Source organism: Agrobacterium larrymoorei (assembly GCF_013322225.1).
Lineage (GTDB): Bacteria > Pseudomonadota > Alphaproteobacteria > Rhizobiales > Rhizobiaceae > Agrobacterium > Agrobacterium larrymoorei_A.
This window is the reverse complement of sequence record NZ_JAAMFB010000031.1, coordinates 32,414-47,915: the sequence shown is the minus strand read 5'-3', so window position 1 is coordinate 47,915 and position 15,502 is coordinate 32,414. Positions and strand designations below refer to the sequence as shown.

The window sequence follows — 15,502 nt, the reverse complement described above, 5'->3', positions numbered from 1 at the left end:
AAGTCACGACCGTATCTGAAAAATAGCGAAAACCGCATGTTCCAAGTTCACGACTGGGTTTTTGGTCGGACGCCGAAGGCATGCCAATTTTCTGATAACTGACAGGTGGAAATACAAATGCGTCGTATCGTTGTCACGGGAATGGGTGCAGTCAGCCCCCTTGGTACAAATGTTGAAACGTCTTGGTCTCAGCTCCTGGAAGGCAAAAGCGGAATACGACGACTGAGTGACGACATTGTCGGCGATCTGCCATCTAAAGCGGGAGGTGTCGTCCCATCTTTGGATGAGGACCCGGATGGAGGCTTTGATCCAGACAATATCCTTGCCCCGAAGGACCAGCGCAAGGTTGACCGTTTCATCATATTTGCGCTGGCAGCGGCAGAAGAGGCTCTGGCTCAAGCGAACTGGAAACCAGTTACCGAAGACGAAAAACTGAGAACAGCGACGATCATCGCGTCAGGTGTTGGGGGCTTTCCTGCAATCACGGATGCTGTTCGCACGGTCGATGGGCGTGGCGTCCGTCGTCTCTCGCCTTTCACCATTCCTTCCTTTCTCGTCAATCTTGCAGCAGGACAGGTTTCCATCCGCCACGGCTTTAAAGGACCGCTTGGAGCACCGGTCACTGCATGCGCTGCTGGCATTCAGGCGATCGGCGATGCCGCACGGCTGATCAGGTCGAACGAAGCCGACATTGCCGTGTGTGGCGGAGCCGAGGCCTGCATGAATATTGTCAGCCTTGGTGGCTTTGCAGCAGCAAGATCGCTCTCGACTGGCTTCAATGACAATCCAGCTGAAGCCTCACGCCCGTTCGATGCATCCCGCGACGGCTTTGTGATGGGTGAAGGTGCAGGCATTCTCGTCATCGAGACCCTCAGCCACGCGCTCGCCCGCGGGGCGACGCCGATTGCGGAACTCGTCGGATACGGCACGACAGCGGACGCCCATCACATTACCTCTGGCCCGGAAGATGGAAGCGGCGCCCGCCGGGCGATGCAGATCGCCATCGCCCAAGCAGGCATTTCACCCGACAAGATCGGACATCTGAACGCACACGCGACCTCTACCCCGGTTGGAGACCTCGGTGAAATCAGAGCCATCAAAGGCCTGTTCGGGGAGAGTAAGTCGATCGCCGTTAGCGGAACAAAATCGGCAACCGGGCACCTGCTCGGCGCCGCAGGTGGTCTCGAGGCGATTTTTACGATCCTGGCGCTCAAACACCAAATCGCACCCCCGACTTTGAATCTTGACTCACCTGATCCGGAAGCCGATGGCATCGACCTGGTTGCGAATATGGCTCGTCCGCTTGATACGGAATACGCGATCTCCAATGGCTTTGGCTTTGGTGGTGTCAATGCCAGTGCGGTGTTTAAACGATGGTCGGAGAGAGGCAGTCTTACGCCATGAATGAACCGACCACCCTCGCATGGCCACCTTTAAACAAAGTCTCCACTAGGACGCTCCCCGCTATGGAACAAACGACCTTCGCTTCACCCCACGCCATTATGCACCTTAAACCGCGGATCTCCGTCATCGGCGTGGGAGGTGGCGGTGGCAACGCTGTCAATAACATGATCGCGCAAAATCTCGAGGGCGCTGAATTTGTCGTTGCGAATACCGATGCCCAGGCGTTGTCCATGTCGACAGCGCCAAGGCTCATCCAGCTCGGGCCAACGGTAACGGAAGGTCTTGGTGCGGGCTCACTGGCAGATATTGGCCATGCTGCTGCGGAAGAAACCCTTGATGAGATCATGGACCATCTCCATGGAACTCACATGTGTTTTGTGACCGCAGGCATGGGCGGAGGAACGGGAACCGGTGCTGCGCCCGTTATTGCGGATGCGGCCCGCAAAGCTGGCATACTGACTGTAGGCGTTGTCACCATGCCGTTCAATTTTGAAGGCACCCAGCGCATGCGAACAGCCAGAGAAGGTATCGAACGTCTCAGCGAAGCCGCCGATACGGTGATTGTCATTCCAAACCAGAACCTGTTCCGGCTTGCCGATGCGAAAACGACGTTTGCAGATGCGTTCATCATGGCGGATAACGTCCTCTATGCCGGGGTCAGCTCGGTCATCGACCTGATCGTCAAGGAGGGTTTAATCAACCTCGACTTTGCCGATGTCAGGTCAGTTATGCGCGATATGGGTCGAGCAGTCATGGGCACGGGTGAAGCATCAGGTGAAAGCCGCGCCAGATTTGCCGCTGAAGCTGCCATTGCCAACCCACTTTTTGACGAAGCGTCCGTCAAAGGCGCAAAGGGCCTCCTTGTTTCGATCTCCGGTGGCGAAGATATGACGCTGTTCGATGTCGACGAAGCCGCAACGCGCGTTCGCGAGGAAGTCGACGCCGATGCAAACATTGTGGTTGGTGCGACCTTCAATGGTGCCCTCAGTGGCCGCCTGAAGGTGTCCGTCGTCGCAACCGGTCTACGCAAACCGGCAGAAGTGATCCGTCTTTCTCAACACATGGCCTGATGCCGTCTCTATCGAATGAGACACCGACCATATGAAGCAATTCATATGCTGAAAAGATCGATAGAAATTCGCCTTGTCTCGTTGCGAGACAAGGCGGATAATCCTTCAACCTCAGTTGCCTGCACCGACTGTAGATGTGACCTGATCGTCGCGTTCCTGCATTATTTTAGCCAGCCAAGATAATTTAGATTGCGAATAACTTCTATATAAAATAGATGTTTATTACAATCTATCAAACGGCTGTTCCCGGTGCTTTACTTGCCTGGCCAAGCGAACGGCGCAAGCCTTAAAGGACATCCTATGTCAGGATCAGCTAACACGCAGCCCGCAGGCCCCACCCACGCAAGCCGGACCGACATCACCGATGGACCGATAACCGCCACTCTGCTGCGACTAGCCTTTCCGACCATGCTTGTCCTTGTCGTCCAGACGCTGGTCGGCGTCATGGAAACATATTTCGTCAGCTTTTTGGGTACGGAAGCACTGGCTGGCGTGACGCTGGTGTTTCCTGTGTTGATGCTGATGCAGATGATGTCCAACGGAGGCATCGGTGGTGGGGTATCGTCGGCGATAGCGCGAGCACTTGGAGCTAAACGATACGCGGACGCCGATGCACTCGTCTGGCACTCGATTGTGCTTGCTGCAATTTTCGGAGCCGTGTTTTCAACTGCCGCCCTCATATTTGGCCCGGCTCTCTATCGCTCTATGGGGGGCACGGATCAAACTCTTCAGGCGGCGTTGATCTACTCTGGAATCGTGTTTGCCGGTGCGATACCGATTTGGATTACAGCATTGCTCTCGGCAGCACTTCGTGGTGCTGGTAATGTCGGTGTTCCGGCCAAGGTCATTATAGTCGGGGCGGCACTTCTTCTCGCCTTGTCGCCAATGCTGATCTTCGGCTACGGACCCTTCCCTGCTCTCGGGGTGGCGGGCGGAGGTATTGCCGTTGTCATCTACTATGTCGCAGCCGCCGCAGTACTGACGTTCTATCTCCGCGGGTCGGATAAAGTGTTGAAACTGAGGATCGTTCCTCTTGAGCGCCGCCTGTTCAAGGATATTCTCGGTGTTGGCATTCCTTCTGCCGTCGGAACGGTTCAGGTTAACCTCACCGTTACGTTCGTAACGGCTGCCGTCGGCCATTTCGGAGCCAATGCTATTGCTGGATTCGGCATTGCGTCGCGTATGGATTATTTGCAGATTCCGATAGTCTTCGGTCTCGGAACCGCAATCGTCACGATGGTTGGAACGAATATGGGGGCCGGAAAGGTCGAGCGGGCATATCGTATCGCGTGGAGCGGTGCAGCAGTCGCGTTCGCCATCACCCAGACAATCGGAATTGTGGCCGCTCTCTTTCCAACAATGTGGATGAGCCTGTTTACCAAGGACACGAATGTTCAGGAATTAGGATCGTTGTATCTCCAAACTGTTGCGCCGGCCTATGGCGCGGTTGGCGCGGGCTTGGCGCTCTACTTCGCCAGTCAGGGGATCAAACGCGTTCTGCTTCCCGTCCTTGCTGGAACCGTGCGTATGATCCTTGCTGCTTTCATCGGCTGGGCGTCCGTATTGTGGTTCGGAGCAAGTCTTCATACCCTCTTCCTGATTGTTTCGGTCGCCGCCTTAGCGTACGGCGTGCTGACAGCCGCGGCTGTCCTTCGACATACAATGTCTTCTCGCCCGCAAGCCACTCCTCGACTGTCATAGTTGGAAAGTATTCTTCCCCGCCGCCCCGCTCTTCAAGAGCAGCCATCATGCGCCGAGCAAGCCCCTGTTTTCTCAGCGCATGATGGCTCCATAGCAGCTTGATTTCCGAATGCATCGTCCGCTGAAAACACGATGCTTGGCACTCGCCGAAGCGATGAGGATGGAGGCGAGAGCTGAAAAGATATTTGCTTTAACGAATATGAGCGGTTCTGCCGCTGAGTAAGGAGAAGCAGTGCGGACGGGAGGAGCCCGCGCTGCTGGCTGAGGAGACGAGCTTCAACTCAGCTTTTCGGCAAGCCCGGCGGGTTGGTGCGGGATTCGGTGATGGCTTCGGCGGAAAGGTTCCAGCGGGCCAAAGCCTTGGCATAATTGCCATTTCTAATCTGCTCGTTGAGAGTTGCCGTAATCGCTTCCGCAAGACCAGAGCCCTTGCGTGTGGTTGCCGCTATCTCCGCTGTTTCGGGCCAGCCGCCGGAAAATGTCCCGACCAGCCTCGACTTTTTATCAACGGCTGCCTTGTAAGCGGAGATCGCGTTCGGCCCAAGATAAGCATCTGCGCGACCGGAAGCGAGCGCAAGGTCCTGCACGACTGGATCATCATAATATTGAATTTCGGTAGGCTTCAAACCCTTGGCTATGTTGGCTTCATTCCAGCGCAGCAATATCTGCTCCTGGTTGGTACTGGCTCCGACAATCACACGGAGCCCCGCTACATCTTCCGGCTTCGAAATGCTCTCAATCTTGCTGTCATTGGCAACGTAGAAACCAAGGAGATCATTTCGATAGGTGGAGAAGTCAAATTTCTCCTTCCGCAATTCTGTTACGGTGACATTGTGTACGACGGCATCGAACTTGCCCGACGCAAGACCGAGCGGCCAATCCGCCCAGGCTACAGGCACGAGTTCAAGCTCCAAGCCGAGACTGTCTGCCACCAGCTGCGCGATATCCGGCTCGGCACCCACTGGCGTTTTCGTATCGCTAGCGTAGACGGCGAAGGGAAGACTGCCGGGAACCGATGCGACAGTGAGCTTACCCGGATGGGTGAACTTGAAGTCCGCAGGTATCAGCTTGATTGCAGCATCAACCTTCTCTGCTCGCGGGCGGTCTTTTTGCTCCGGTGAGAGATCGGCCTCTTGTGCCTGAGCCATCTGGGCGAGCGAGAGAGCAGCCGTCAGCAGACCGCCGCCGATGACCGACAGCAATTTCGTTCTGGAAGTCATGATGAGGGTTCCTTTGTGTGAGCGTTCAGAGAACTTTTGCGAGAAATTCTGCGGTGCGGGGATGGTCCGGTTTGCTGAACAGCTTCTCCGGCTTCCCCGTTTCGAGGATTTTGCCTTGCTCCATGAAGATGACCGTGTCTGACACTTCGCGGGCAAAGCCGATTTCGTGGGTGACGATGATGAGCGTGACGCCGGAGCGGGCCAGTTCCTTGATGACGTCCAGAACCTCATTGACCAGTTCGGGATCGAGGGCCGAGGTCGGTTCATCGAAGAGCAGGACCCTGGGGCGCAGGGCAAGAGCACGGGCAATGGCCACGCGCTGCTGCTGGCCACCGGACAATTGCCGCGGGTAAGCGTCTGCCTTATCGGAAAGACCGACGCGTGCCAGAAGCTCCCGCGCCTCCGCTTCCGCCTGTTCTTTTCCGATGCCGCGCACCGTAATCGGCGCTTCGGTAATGTTTTCGAGCGCGGTCAAGTGCGGGAAGAGATTGAAGTTCTGGAAGACCATGCCGACTTCGACGCGGCGCTTCAGAATGTCGTGCTCCTTCAGCTCATAAAGCCTGTCGCCTTCCTGCCGGTAGCCGATCAATTCCCCATCGATGGCAATGAAGCCGCTGTCGATACGTTCCAGATGGTTGATCGAGCGCAGAAGCGTGGATTTACCCGAGCCGGATTGACCGAGAATGGTCGTGACGCTTCCGGCGGGCACGCTAAGAGTGATGTCATCCAGCACCTTCAGCGAGCCGAAGGATTTGGAAACGCCGTGAATGGTGACATTGCCGCCGCGATTGCCGAGTTGAAATCCCTTTTGACGCACCGACGAGGTGGCATGAACGGCCCGGACCGGCGGAGCCAGCGGCTCTTTACTCACGGCGACAACTGTCTTGCGCGGAATAAAGGTCCGATAAAGCGTCGTGAAGAAGGAGGGGGGCGGATTGCGCAACGCGCCGCGGGAGAAATGCCGTTCGATATAGTGCTGGATGATCGACAGAACCGTGAGGATGATGAGATACCAGACGGTAGCGACCATCAGCAGCGGAATGACCTCCAGATTGCGGCGATAGATGATCTGGATGGTGTAGAACAACTCGGGCAGCGCGAGGATATAGACCTGAGAGGTGCCTTTGGCGAGACCGATGATGTCGTTGAACGCTGTCGGCAGAATGGAGCGCATGGCCTGCGGAAGAATAATGCGCCGTGCTTGACGACCCTTCGGCAAGCCCAGCGCAGAGGCCGCTTCCAACTGCCCCTGATCGACCGAAAGAATGCCGCCACGAATGATTTCCGAGGCGAACGCGGCCTGATTGAGCGTCAAACCCAGCACCGCCGCCGCAAAGGGCGTGATCAGCTGTGTCGTGTTCCAGCTGAAGAAATTGATGCCGGTGTAAGGAACGCCAACCGTTACGGTCTCATAGAGATAGCCGAGATTATTGAGGATCAAAAGCAGCACGATGAGAGGGATTGAGCGGAAAATCCAGATATAGGTCCACGATACCGCAGCAAGCAGCGGCGAACCGGAAACTCGCGCCAAGGCCAGCAGCGTGCCGAAGATGAATCCGAGCGCACCACCCAATGCGGTCAGAAGCAGGGTTCTGCCGAGACCGACGAGAACGGGTTCCGCGAAGAACCACTGCGCAAACACATCCCAGCCCCAACGGGGATTACCAAAAACGGAGTGCAGAACACTCGCGATAAGCAAAACTGAAAAGATCGTGCCTGCCGTGCGCAGCGGGTAGCGCGCCGGGATGATCTTCAGATGGGAATAGTCACCCCTTACGGCCTGCGCCTTCTGCTCGTTGCCAAGCGCATGCGGAAAATCTGACACTATAGTCATCGCTGTGGCCCCTATTGGCTGGCGGAAAGTTGGTAATGGGCATTGCTGGCAGTGGAAACACCTTCGATCGCAGGAACAGACAGCCACTTTTCGAAGGGCAACGACTTGATCGTTTCAGGGTCGACGGTCCTGTCGAACAGCGCGGTATATCCATTCGAAAGATAAAGCCCCACTGCTTCCGGTTGACGGAAACCGGTCGTCAGATAGATGCGGGAGTAACCCTGCCGCGCGGCCTGACGCTCAAGCTCGATCAGAACCTTCTTCGCCAATCCCTGTCTGCGATAGGAAGAGTGTGTCCAAACCCGTTTGAATTCAGCCGTGTCATCGTCATAACGCATGAAAGCGCCGCCGCCGATTGCCTGACCGTTTCTAAGCAACAGCAGGAAGTTGCCATAGGGCGGGCTGAAGGCTTCGGGCGGGTATTTGGTCATCTCTTCCTTCGCGCCCGCAGCGCTGAAGAAGGTGCCGTAGCGGCTGTCATATTCGAACAACAACTCGTCCAGAAGCGGCTTTGCCAGCGGATCGAGGATCGAGGTATAGAGAAATCTGTCGCTCATGTGCGTGTTCGCCTCGCTCAGGAAAGATAGGCTTCCGCCAGCCGCACCCAGAAACGGGCGGCGGGCGCGATGATGGCATCGTTGAAATCGTAATGCGGGCTGTGAAGAGGCGCGCTTTCGCCGTTTCCGACAAAGAGATAGGAGCCGGGCCGCTCCTGAAGCATGAAGGCGAAATCCTCGCTTGCCGTGCGCGGCTGGAAACTCTCTTCGATCTGTCCTGCGGGAAAGTGACGATGTGCTACGTCGCGGGCAAAAGCGGTCTGTGGTGCATGATTGATGACTGGCGGAAAGCCATGGTGGTAATCCACATCGGCCCGCGCGCCATAGCTTTCCGCCTGCGCCTTCGCCAAGGCGATCAACCGAGCCTCGATGGTTTCCCGGACGCTTTGCGTGAATGCGCGGGCGGTGAGTTTCAACTCCACGCTTTCTGGAATGACATTCGAAGCGGTGCCGCCATGGATGGAACCGACCGTCAGTACGGCCATGTCCCTAGGGTCCACATTGCGCGAAACGATGCTCTGGAATGACGTGATGAAACCGGCGGATGCCAGCACCGGATCCACCGTCTGGTGCGGTTCGGCGCCATGCCCACCCTTCCCCACGATCCGAACCGTCGCCTTGTCGACGGAGGCCATGGCTGGACCTTCCACGAAGCCGAAATGTCCGGCACTGACACCCGGCCAATTGTGCAGACCGAAAACCGCATCGACGGGAAAGCGTTCGAACAATCCGTCCTTGATCATGGTCCGCGCACATGCACCGATTTCCTCGGCAGGCTGGAAGATCAACGTAAGAGTTCCGGAGAAATTGGAATGTTCGGCAAGATACCGCGCTGCCGTCAGCAGGATCGTCGTGTGCCCATCATGTCCGCAGGCATGCATGACGCCGTGGTTTTCGCTGGCATAGGCAAGGCCTGTTTCCTCGATGATCGGCAAGGCGTCGATATCCGCACGGATGCCGATGCGCTTGTCACTATTGCCGCGCGTCAGCGTGGCAACGACACCATATCCGCCGACGCCTTCCGTCACCTCATATCCGTAGGATAGCAGGTAGCGCGCGACCAGGCCGGAGGTCCGCTTCTCCTTCAGTGACAGTTCCGGGTGCCGATGGAGATCGCGGCGAAAGGCGATGCTCTCCTCTATGAAGGCAAGGATTCCCCGTTCGGCGTCGTCACTATGACGCGCGCCGTCGATGCGGATATTCATGATTTTGGCCTCCTGCGCGGCGATGACGTCACCGCGCATGTTTCAATTTCAGTCGAAGCGGGGACTATGCATGATCAGGCAATGGCTCTGCCTGTTTCACTCTCAGCACTCGCATAAACACTTTCCTTGTAAGGCAGCCCAAGATGGTCGCGCAGCGTGCGCCCTTCCAGATCGGGCTCGAAATATCCGCGCCGCTGGAGAACCGGGAGCACCAGCCGGATGAAATCATCCAGACCTTCCGCAACCACCGGGAACCCGAGAATAAAGCCATCTGCGGCATCATGCTCTACCCAGCGAATGATCTCGTCAGCCACCTTGTCCGGCGTGCCGATAAAGCCTTCTCGCGGCGTGGCGGCATCAAGCGCTGCTTCGCGCAGGGTCTGGTTCTTCTCCTTCGCCCGCTGCTTGATGCGGTCGGTCGTGGAGCGGAAGCTGTTCTTGCCGATATCGCCCAGTTCCGGGAAAGGCTCATCCAGCGGATATACGCTGAAATCATGGTGATCGAAAAAGCGACCGAGATAGGCAAGCGCGTCGTCGATGGTGATGAGATTGCGGATAATGTTGTATTTCTCCTCCGCCTTTTCCTGCGTTTCGGCAACGATTGGGCCGATACCGGGGAAAATCTTCACATCTGATGCGGAGCGCCCCTGCGCCACGGCACTCTGCTTCACGCGCTTGAGGAAGGTCTGGTTTTCTTCCAGCGAAACGGAATTGGTGAACACGGCGTCTGCATGTTTGCCCGCAAGCCCGATACCGGCATCAGAGGCGCCGGCCTGGAAAAGCACCGGCTGCCCCTGCGCGGAGCGCTGAATGTTCAACGGCCCTTCGACCGAGAAGAACCGGCCCTTGTGGCCGAGCGTGTGCAGTTTCGTCTTGTCGAAGAACTGGCCGGTTTCGCGGTTGCGCACGAAAGCATCGTCATCCCAGCTATCCCAAAGCCCTTTGACGACCTCGAGATATTCGTCGGCGATCTCATAGCGAAGGGCGTGTTCGGGATGCGCGCGGCTGTAATTCCTGGCCGTTCCTTCAAGCGGCGTCGTCACCGCGTTCCATCCCGCCCTGCCGCCGCTGATCTGATCGAGCGAGGCGAACTGGCGCGCCACCGTGAAGGGGTCGCTATAGGACGTCGACACCGTTCCCGCCAATCCAATTCTGGACGTGACGGCAGCAAGTGCCGACAGGATGGTCAGAGGCTCGAAGCGGTTGAGGAAGTGGGGGATGGATTTTTCATTGATGTAGAGCCCATCCGCCACGAAGGCGAAGGCAAAGCCCGCCGCTTCCGCCTTGAGGATCGTCTCTTGAAAAACTCGAGGTTGACGCTCGCATCCACCGGGCTCTTCGGGTGCCGCCACGCATTCATATGCCCGCCGGGACCATGGAGCATAACGCCGAAATTGATTTTCTTTCTGGTCATCTATCTGGACTCCCTAATCTTTCAGGCAGCTGCGGAAAGGCGATGTGTCGCCAGCAGCTCTATTGAAGACAGTCGTTGATCTGCGCCGACATGGGGCGGCTCTATGATGAATTCTTCGATGCCGTGATCATTCGAAAGGCGGCGAAGCGCCGAGTGAATGTCTTCCGCCGTGCCATGCAGCACGTTCGGCTTGTGCTCCTCAATGCGGTAATCCGTGTCACCGGCCTGCCGGGCAAACTCCTCTGCCTGCTCGCGTTTGCCAAGGTTGAAAGCCTTGCCATTGCTGAGAAACACCCGGAATATACGCTGCTCCGCAACCAGTGATGCAGCATGGGCGGGATCATTCGCAGCAAAGGCAGAGAGCGCCAGAACAGCTGACTTGCCTCCGCTTTCAGCGCGAAACGTTTCAAGACTGTTCCGCAATATGTCCGCATCACCATTCAGATGACCGGCAAACACAAAATTCCAGCCATTGGAGGCAGCAAGCCGGGCGCTCTCAGGGCTCGCACCCAGCAGAAATTTCTCCGCCCTCACTGGCGGAAGAGGCGTCGCCTCAAGTCCCGCCAATGCATGTTTGGCGGGAGCTGCACCGGAGAGAAAGACATCAAGCTCCCCGAATGCCGTTTCAAAATCGGGCTTTAGCGCCGGATCATAGGCTTGCTGCAAAGCAGACGTTGCAAGTGGCAACCCGCCGGGCGTCTTCCCCACGCCCAGATCCACACGCCCTGGCGCCAGCGACGACAAAACGTTGAATACTTCCGCGACTTTGTAGGAACTGTAATGCTGTAGCATCACTCCGCCGGAACCGACCCGGATGCGCGACGTCTTGGCCAAAATCCAGGCCACCAGCGCTTCCGGCGCAGAACCTGCGACCTCCTGCGAATTGTGATGCTCCGCGACCCAGAAGCGTTTGTAACCCAGTTCCTCTGCCCGCCTGGCAAGGTTCACGGTATCGCGAAAAGCGCTGGCTGCATTTTCACCTGAAGCGACAGGACTTTTGTCCAGCAAACTGAGACTATACATAGTCATCCCTCGATCTGAATGACGACACAATCTACAAGTTTTATAGACTAATAAAGGCTGCTCGTTCTACGGACTGACTATGATGGAAAATATATTACCGTGGCTCGCGTGATGGCGGAGGTCGTCTTCAGCTTTTCATTATACTGACGCACTGGCCTATAGGTGTTTGGTCGCAACATGTCGCGGTTTGAGATTCGCGTAAAGATTTCCGGCTTTTTTGGTGAGTAGCCTGCTGGCTTCGTAAGCAACCGGTTTCGAAGGCTCCCCTGATTTAGATCCCGTCACGTTGACGTCCACGACCACAGACCGCACTGAGGCGGGTTTACAGCGACCGCGATGCCAATGATTTACCGATCTCGGTGGCGAGCTGGTCCTGCGTGTAGGGCTTTGCAAGACGCGTCGCCTCCACTTGGACGCCAGAAGGAAGATCCGCGTATCCAGTTGCCAGAAGCAAGGGAAGATCTGGCCGGATTTGCCGCACCGCGCCAATCAACTCGGCACCATTCATGCCCGGCATGGAATAGTCGGTAATCATAAGGTCGATCTGCCCGTCTTGCCGTATGATATCGAGCGCCTCTGCCCCGGAATGCGCTTCGACCACCTCATGGCCGAGATCGGCAATCATGTCAGCAGAACTCATGGCGATCAGGACATCATCGTCCACAAGAAGAATTCGCTTTAGGCCCACCGCTGTGGAACCGGAAACCGCAACCGCAGAAGAGTCGACGGCCGTAACGTAGCTGGTATCGACAACGGGAACCCAGAGTTCTGCGGTCGTACCGACGCCCAGCTGGCTCTTCAGCAAAAACTGGCCGCTGAGTTGAAGTGCCAGACCATGGATCATTGAGAGGCCAAGTCCAGTCCCTTTTCCTAGTTCTTTCGTTGAAAAGAATGGCTCGACAGCCTTTTTGAGCGTTTCTTCATCCATCCCATTTCCCGTGTCGGTAACCGTCAGCACCGCATAGCGCCCGGCTTGGAGGTTACCGCCATCGACTGCGATCTCTCGCTCGTCAATCGCGATCGACAGCTTACCCCCGTTCGGCATGGCATCACGTGAGTTCACGGCGAGGTTCAGAAGTGCGAGCTCAACCTGATTAGCGTCTGCAAGCACGAGTGGCAGGTCGGCTGGAAGACTTATCTCCAACACGATTTCCGGACCTACCGACCGTGTGAGAAGATCCTCCATCCCAGACACGAGGTTACGTATGTCTACAGGGTTCACCTGAAGGTCCTGCCGTCGGGCGAACGCGAGCAGGCGCTGGGTCAGCGACGCACCCCGCCTGGCACCCTGAAGCGCCCCGTCAGCAAGGCGAACGAGCCGCGCATCCGAGTTGACTGCCTTGCGAATGAGTTCAAGATTACCAAGGACAGCCATCAGAAGATTGTTGAAATCGTGCGCGATGCCACCTGTAAGCTGCCCGATGGCCTCGAGCTTCTGCGACTGGCGAAGCTGTTCTTCGGCTTTCTCGCGCTGAGCGACTTCCGCAAGAACCTCAGCGTGCGCGGCCTGGAGTTCCGCGGTGCGCAAGGCCACCCGTTCTTCCAACAATTCGTTCAGCTGTCGCTGTCTTTCCTCATCGGTTCGCCTGGCGGTAATATCGGCGGAAACGCCCACCATCTTCACAGCGCGACCGTCGCGGCTGCGATGAAGCTGCGCCCTGATCTCCGCCCAATGATGCGTCCCGTCAGGCCAGATCGTCCGGTATTCGATAGCATAATCAACACCGGTCTTGATGGTTGCCGAGACAGCCTGCTCCATTCGGGAGCGATCGTCGGGGTGGATAGTTTCCCGCAAATCTTCGTAAGAAAACGCCTCGTTGGGCTTGCGCCCGAAAACGGCGCGACAGGTCGGCGACGTCGTAAGAGCCCCCGTCGCGATGTCGAACTCCCAAGTACCCAGATGGCCAGCCGATAGTGCGGTGGCGAGCTTGCGCTCACCCTCGTCGAGCTCCTCGATCCTGACCCGGGCCTCGAACTGCCGCCGACGGCCTCGCATGGCGGTTCTGGCGACGCTGATGAAGGTCGTGGCGTGAAACGGTCGCTCTACAAAACTGACATTTCCCAGCACTTCTGAGAGGCGCGCTGCAGCCGGGTTGCGCTCCGGCCCGCCGCCGCGATGTGTGAGAACGATGAACGGCATGTCGGACCAGCTCGCTTGCGACCTTACCCAGTCCGCGACAGCCTTAAGGTCAGCGCTCCTGACAGCCTCTTCGGTGATCACAACGAAACCAGTGCCATCGCCGATTTTCGTCGCCAAATCGTCCAGATCGCGAACAGGGATGGAGGCAAAGCCAGCTTCCGTCAGAAGCGATGATGCAATCTGCGCATCGCGACCGCCAGGAGCATAAATGAGATTGACGACAGATCGATCTGGAATGTCACGGATCCTTCTTCGGCTGATCGAGCAACGCCTGACCGTCACCAATAAATGTCGGTACGCCTCGTAACACGCCCTGGAAGTTCGATAGCGGTTCGCCCAACGTCAGGCCGCGGTCGCCGATCATGAACTCGCGGATCGTTTCCTCATGCTTTCCTGTTCGCTTCTTGATGACTGATATGGCACGCCGGACCCTGCCCATTGCTTCGAAGTAACGAAGCAGGATCACTGTATCAGCAAGATAGGTGACGTCGACCGGCGCTCGCATGTCTCCGACCAGTCCATGCTGAGCGACGGTCAGGAAGGTCGTTGCGCCCTGCCTGTTCAAGAACTGCAGCAGTTCATGCATATGAAGGATGAGAGCATTCTCTTCCGGCATTGCCGCTTGATAGCCATTTACGCTGTCTATGACGACGGTCTTCGCCTGAAAAAACGCCACACGATCGCGAACACGCTGAGCGAACTCACCGGGAGATAGCTCTGCCGCATCGAGCTGTTCGATGTGGAGATAGCCGTCATCGCGCATCTTCTCCAGGTCGAAACCCAAGGCTTTCGTGCGGTCGAAGAGTAGTCCGAGTTCCTCGTCGAAAACGAAAATGGCAGCTTTCTCGCCGCGCTTGACGGCTGCGTCCGCAAACTGGAAAGCAAAAAGGCTTTTTCCTGTTCCCGCCGGGCCGATGAGCAAGGCGCTGGAACCGCGCTCTATGCCACCTCCCAGAAGACCGTCGAGTTCCGGAACGCCGCTTCCGACTGGCGACCGGTCGAATTTGGTGCGGTGTTCTCCGGCTCGCAGCCTTGGAAACACTTGGATGCCGCCCGTTCGGATGATGAAGTCATGGTAGCCGCCGCGATACGCCTGACCACGGTATTTAATGACGCGCAGTCGCCTGCGTTCCGACCCATAATCGGGTGCCAACTGCTCGAGATGGATGACGCCATGCACGACGCTGTGAACGGTTTTGTCCAGAACGTCGGCGGTCATATCGTCAAGTAGGAGGACTGTGGCGTTTGACTTCGCGAAATAGTGCTTCAAAGCAAGAATCTGGCGGCGATAGCGCAGCGAACTTTGGGCAAGCAGGCGGATCTCCGAAAGACTGTCGATAACGACGCGGCTCGGGCGGACGCGCTCGAATGTCTCAAAAATCAGCTTTGTCGTCTCACCAAGCTCAAGATCGGACGAATAGAGCAAGCTCTGTTGCTGGTCGGCGTCGAGCAGGCTTTCAGGGGGAACGAGTTCGAAGATTTTTAGATTGTCAGGCAGCTCCAGCCCATGAGATGCAGCCGCGTCTCTAAGCTCTTCTTCGGTTTCCGAGAGTGTGACGTAAAGGCAGCTTTCACCGAGCTTCGAACCTTCCATCAGGAACTGGAGAGCAACCGTCGTCTTGCCCGTACCCGGCGCGCCCTCAAGAAGGAAAACATGGCGGCGAGCCAGCCCGCCCGAAAGGATGTCGTCGAGCCCTTCGATACCCGTCATCGCCTTGATTGTATTCGCCTCATCCATCAAGCGCCCTCCATCCTCCGTCGCTTATATCACTTATTTCTTGATTGTCATTGACGCGCAACCAGCAACCGATGGGAAGGCGAGAAACTATCAATTTTTATGACCAAATAGTCGCCGCCGCGTCCGCTTCACATGGAGCTTGACGGGAGGCAAGACATATAGATCTGATGTGCAGGATCGCGTTCTTGCAATGAAA

The 15,502-nt window shown here is 57.0% G+C and carries 10 protein-coding genes and 1 pseudogene; 3 read left to right on the top strand and 8 right to left on the bottom strand.

Annotated features, from left to right (window positions below; genetic code table 11):
- The first annotated feature begins 117 nt into the window (after positions 1-117).
- From fabF to G6L28_RS18930, 3 genes are all read left to right on the top strand, one after another.
- The gene (fabF, locus tag G6L28_RS18940; RefSeq protein WP_174065504.1) at positions 118-1,404 is read left to right on the top strand and encodes a beta-ketoacyl-ACP synthase II; all 1,287 of its coding nucleotides are present in this window, start codon (positions 118-120) and stop codon (positions 1,402-1,404) included.
- Between the two features lie 62 nt (positions 1,405-1,466).
- Positions 1,467-2,474 (top strand): cell division protein FtsZ, encoded by a 1,008-nt coding sequence (gene ftsZ, locus G6L28_RS18935; protein WP_174065502.1) that lies wholly within the window; start codon positions 1,467-1,469, stop codon positions 2,472-2,474.
- Between the two features lie 300 nt (positions 2,475-2,774).
- Positions 2,775-4,175, top strand: coding sequence for an MATE family efflux transporter (locus tag G6L28_RS18930; protein ID WP_174065500.1), 1,401 nt, complete (start codon positions 2,775-2,777; stop codon positions 4,173-4,175).
- Positions 4,176-4,456: 281 nt separating this feature from the next.
- Here G6L28_RS18930 and G6L28_RS18925 read toward each other — a convergent pair whose 3' ends face one another.
- The 8 genes and pseudogenes from G6L28_RS18925 to G6L28_RS18890 form a co-directional block, all read right to left on the bottom strand.
- On the bottom strand, positions 4,457-5,395 hold the full coding sequence (locus G6L28_RS18925; protein ID WP_174065498.1) for an ABC transporter substrate-binding protein: 939 nt from the start codon (positions 5,393-5,395) through the stop codon (positions 4,457-4,459).
- A 25-nt stretch (positions 5,396-5,420) separates the two neighbouring features.
- Positions 5,421-7,229, bottom strand: a complete 1,809-nt coding sequence (locus tag G6L28_RS23085; protein ID WP_174065497.1) for an amino acid ABC transporter permease/ATP-binding protein — start codon at positions 7,227-7,229, stop codon at positions 5,421-5,423.
- An 11-nt stretch (positions 7,230-7,240) separates the two neighbouring features.
- Complete coding sequence (locus tag G6L28_RS18915; protein ID WP_174065495.1) at positions 7,241-7,786, bottom strand: GNAT family N-acetyltransferase; 546 nt, start codon at positions 7,784-7,786, stop codon at positions 7,241-7,243.
- Positions 7,787-7,803: 17 nt separating this feature from the next.
- The gene (locus tag G6L28_RS18910) at positions 7,804-8,991 is read right to left on the bottom strand and encodes a M20 aminoacylase family protein (RefSeq protein ID WP_174065494.1); all 1,188 of its coding nucleotides are present in this window, start codon (positions 8,989-8,991) and stop codon (positions 7,804-7,806) included.
- 74 nt (positions 8,992-9,065) lie between these two features.
- Positions 9,066-10,405: pseudogene (locus tag G6L28_RS18905) on the bottom strand (LLM class flavin-dependent oxidoreductase).
- Between the two features lie 21 nt (positions 10,406-10,426).
- A complete protein-coding gene (locus G6L28_RS18900) occupies positions 10,427-11,428 on the bottom strand; it encodes an MsnO8 family LLM class oxidoreductase (RefSeq protein ID WP_174065493.1) in 1,002 nt (333 codons plus the stop codon).
- Positions 11,429-11,750: 322 nt separating this feature from the next.
- On the bottom strand, positions 11,751-13,814 hold the full coding sequence (locus G6L28_RS18895; protein ID WP_174065831.1) for a PAS domain-containing protein: 2,064 nt from the start codon (positions 13,812-13,814) through the stop codon (positions 11,751-11,753).
- On the bottom strand, positions 13,807-15,306 hold the full coding sequence (locus G6L28_RS18890) for an ATPase domain-containing protein (RefSeq protein WP_174065492.1): 1,500 nt from the start codon (positions 15,304-15,306) through the stop codon (positions 13,807-13,809). Before G6L28_RS18890 ends, G6L28_RS18895 begins: the two co-directional genes overlap by 8 nt.
- Positions 15,307-15,502: the final 196 nt, after the last annotated feature.

Excerpts from the sequence above, each read along its gene's own strand:
- fabF (WP_174065504.1), top strand. The coding sequence starts at position 118 with ATGCGTCGTATCGTTGTCACGGGAATGGGTGCAGTCAGCCCCCTTGGT.
- ftsZ (WP_174065502.1), top strand. The coding sequence starts at position 1,467 with ATGGAACAAACGACCTTCGCTTCACCCCACGCCATTATGCACCTTAAA.
- G6L28_RS18930 (WP_174065500.1), top strand. The coding sequence starts at position 2,775 with ATGTCAGGATCAGCTAACACGCAGCCCGCAGGCCCCACCCACGCAAGC.
- G6L28_RS18925 (WP_174065498.1), bottom strand. The coding sequence starts at position 5,395 with ATGACTTCCAGAACGAAATTGCTGTCGGTCATCGGCGGCGGTCTGCTG.
- G6L28_RS23085 (WP_174065497.1), bottom strand. The coding sequence starts at position 7,229 with ATGACTATAGTGTCAGATTTTCCGCATGCGCTTGGCAACGAGCAGAAG.
- G6L28_RS18915 (WP_174065495.1), bottom strand. The coding sequence starts at position 7,786 with ATGAGCGACAGATTTCTCTATACCTCGATCCTCGATCCGCTGGCAAAG.
- G6L28_RS18910 (WP_174065494.1), bottom strand. The coding sequence starts at position 8,991 with ATGAATATCCGCATCGACGGCGCGCGTCATAGTGACGACGCCGAACGG.
- G6L28_RS18900 (WP_174065493.1), bottom strand. The coding sequence starts at position 11,428 with ATGTATAGTCTCAGTTTGCTGGACAAAAGTCCTGTCGCTTCAGGTGAA.
- G6L28_RS18890 (WP_174065492.1), bottom strand. The coding sequence starts at position 15,306 with ATGGATGAGGCGAATACAATCAAGGCGATGACGGGTATCGAAGGGCTC.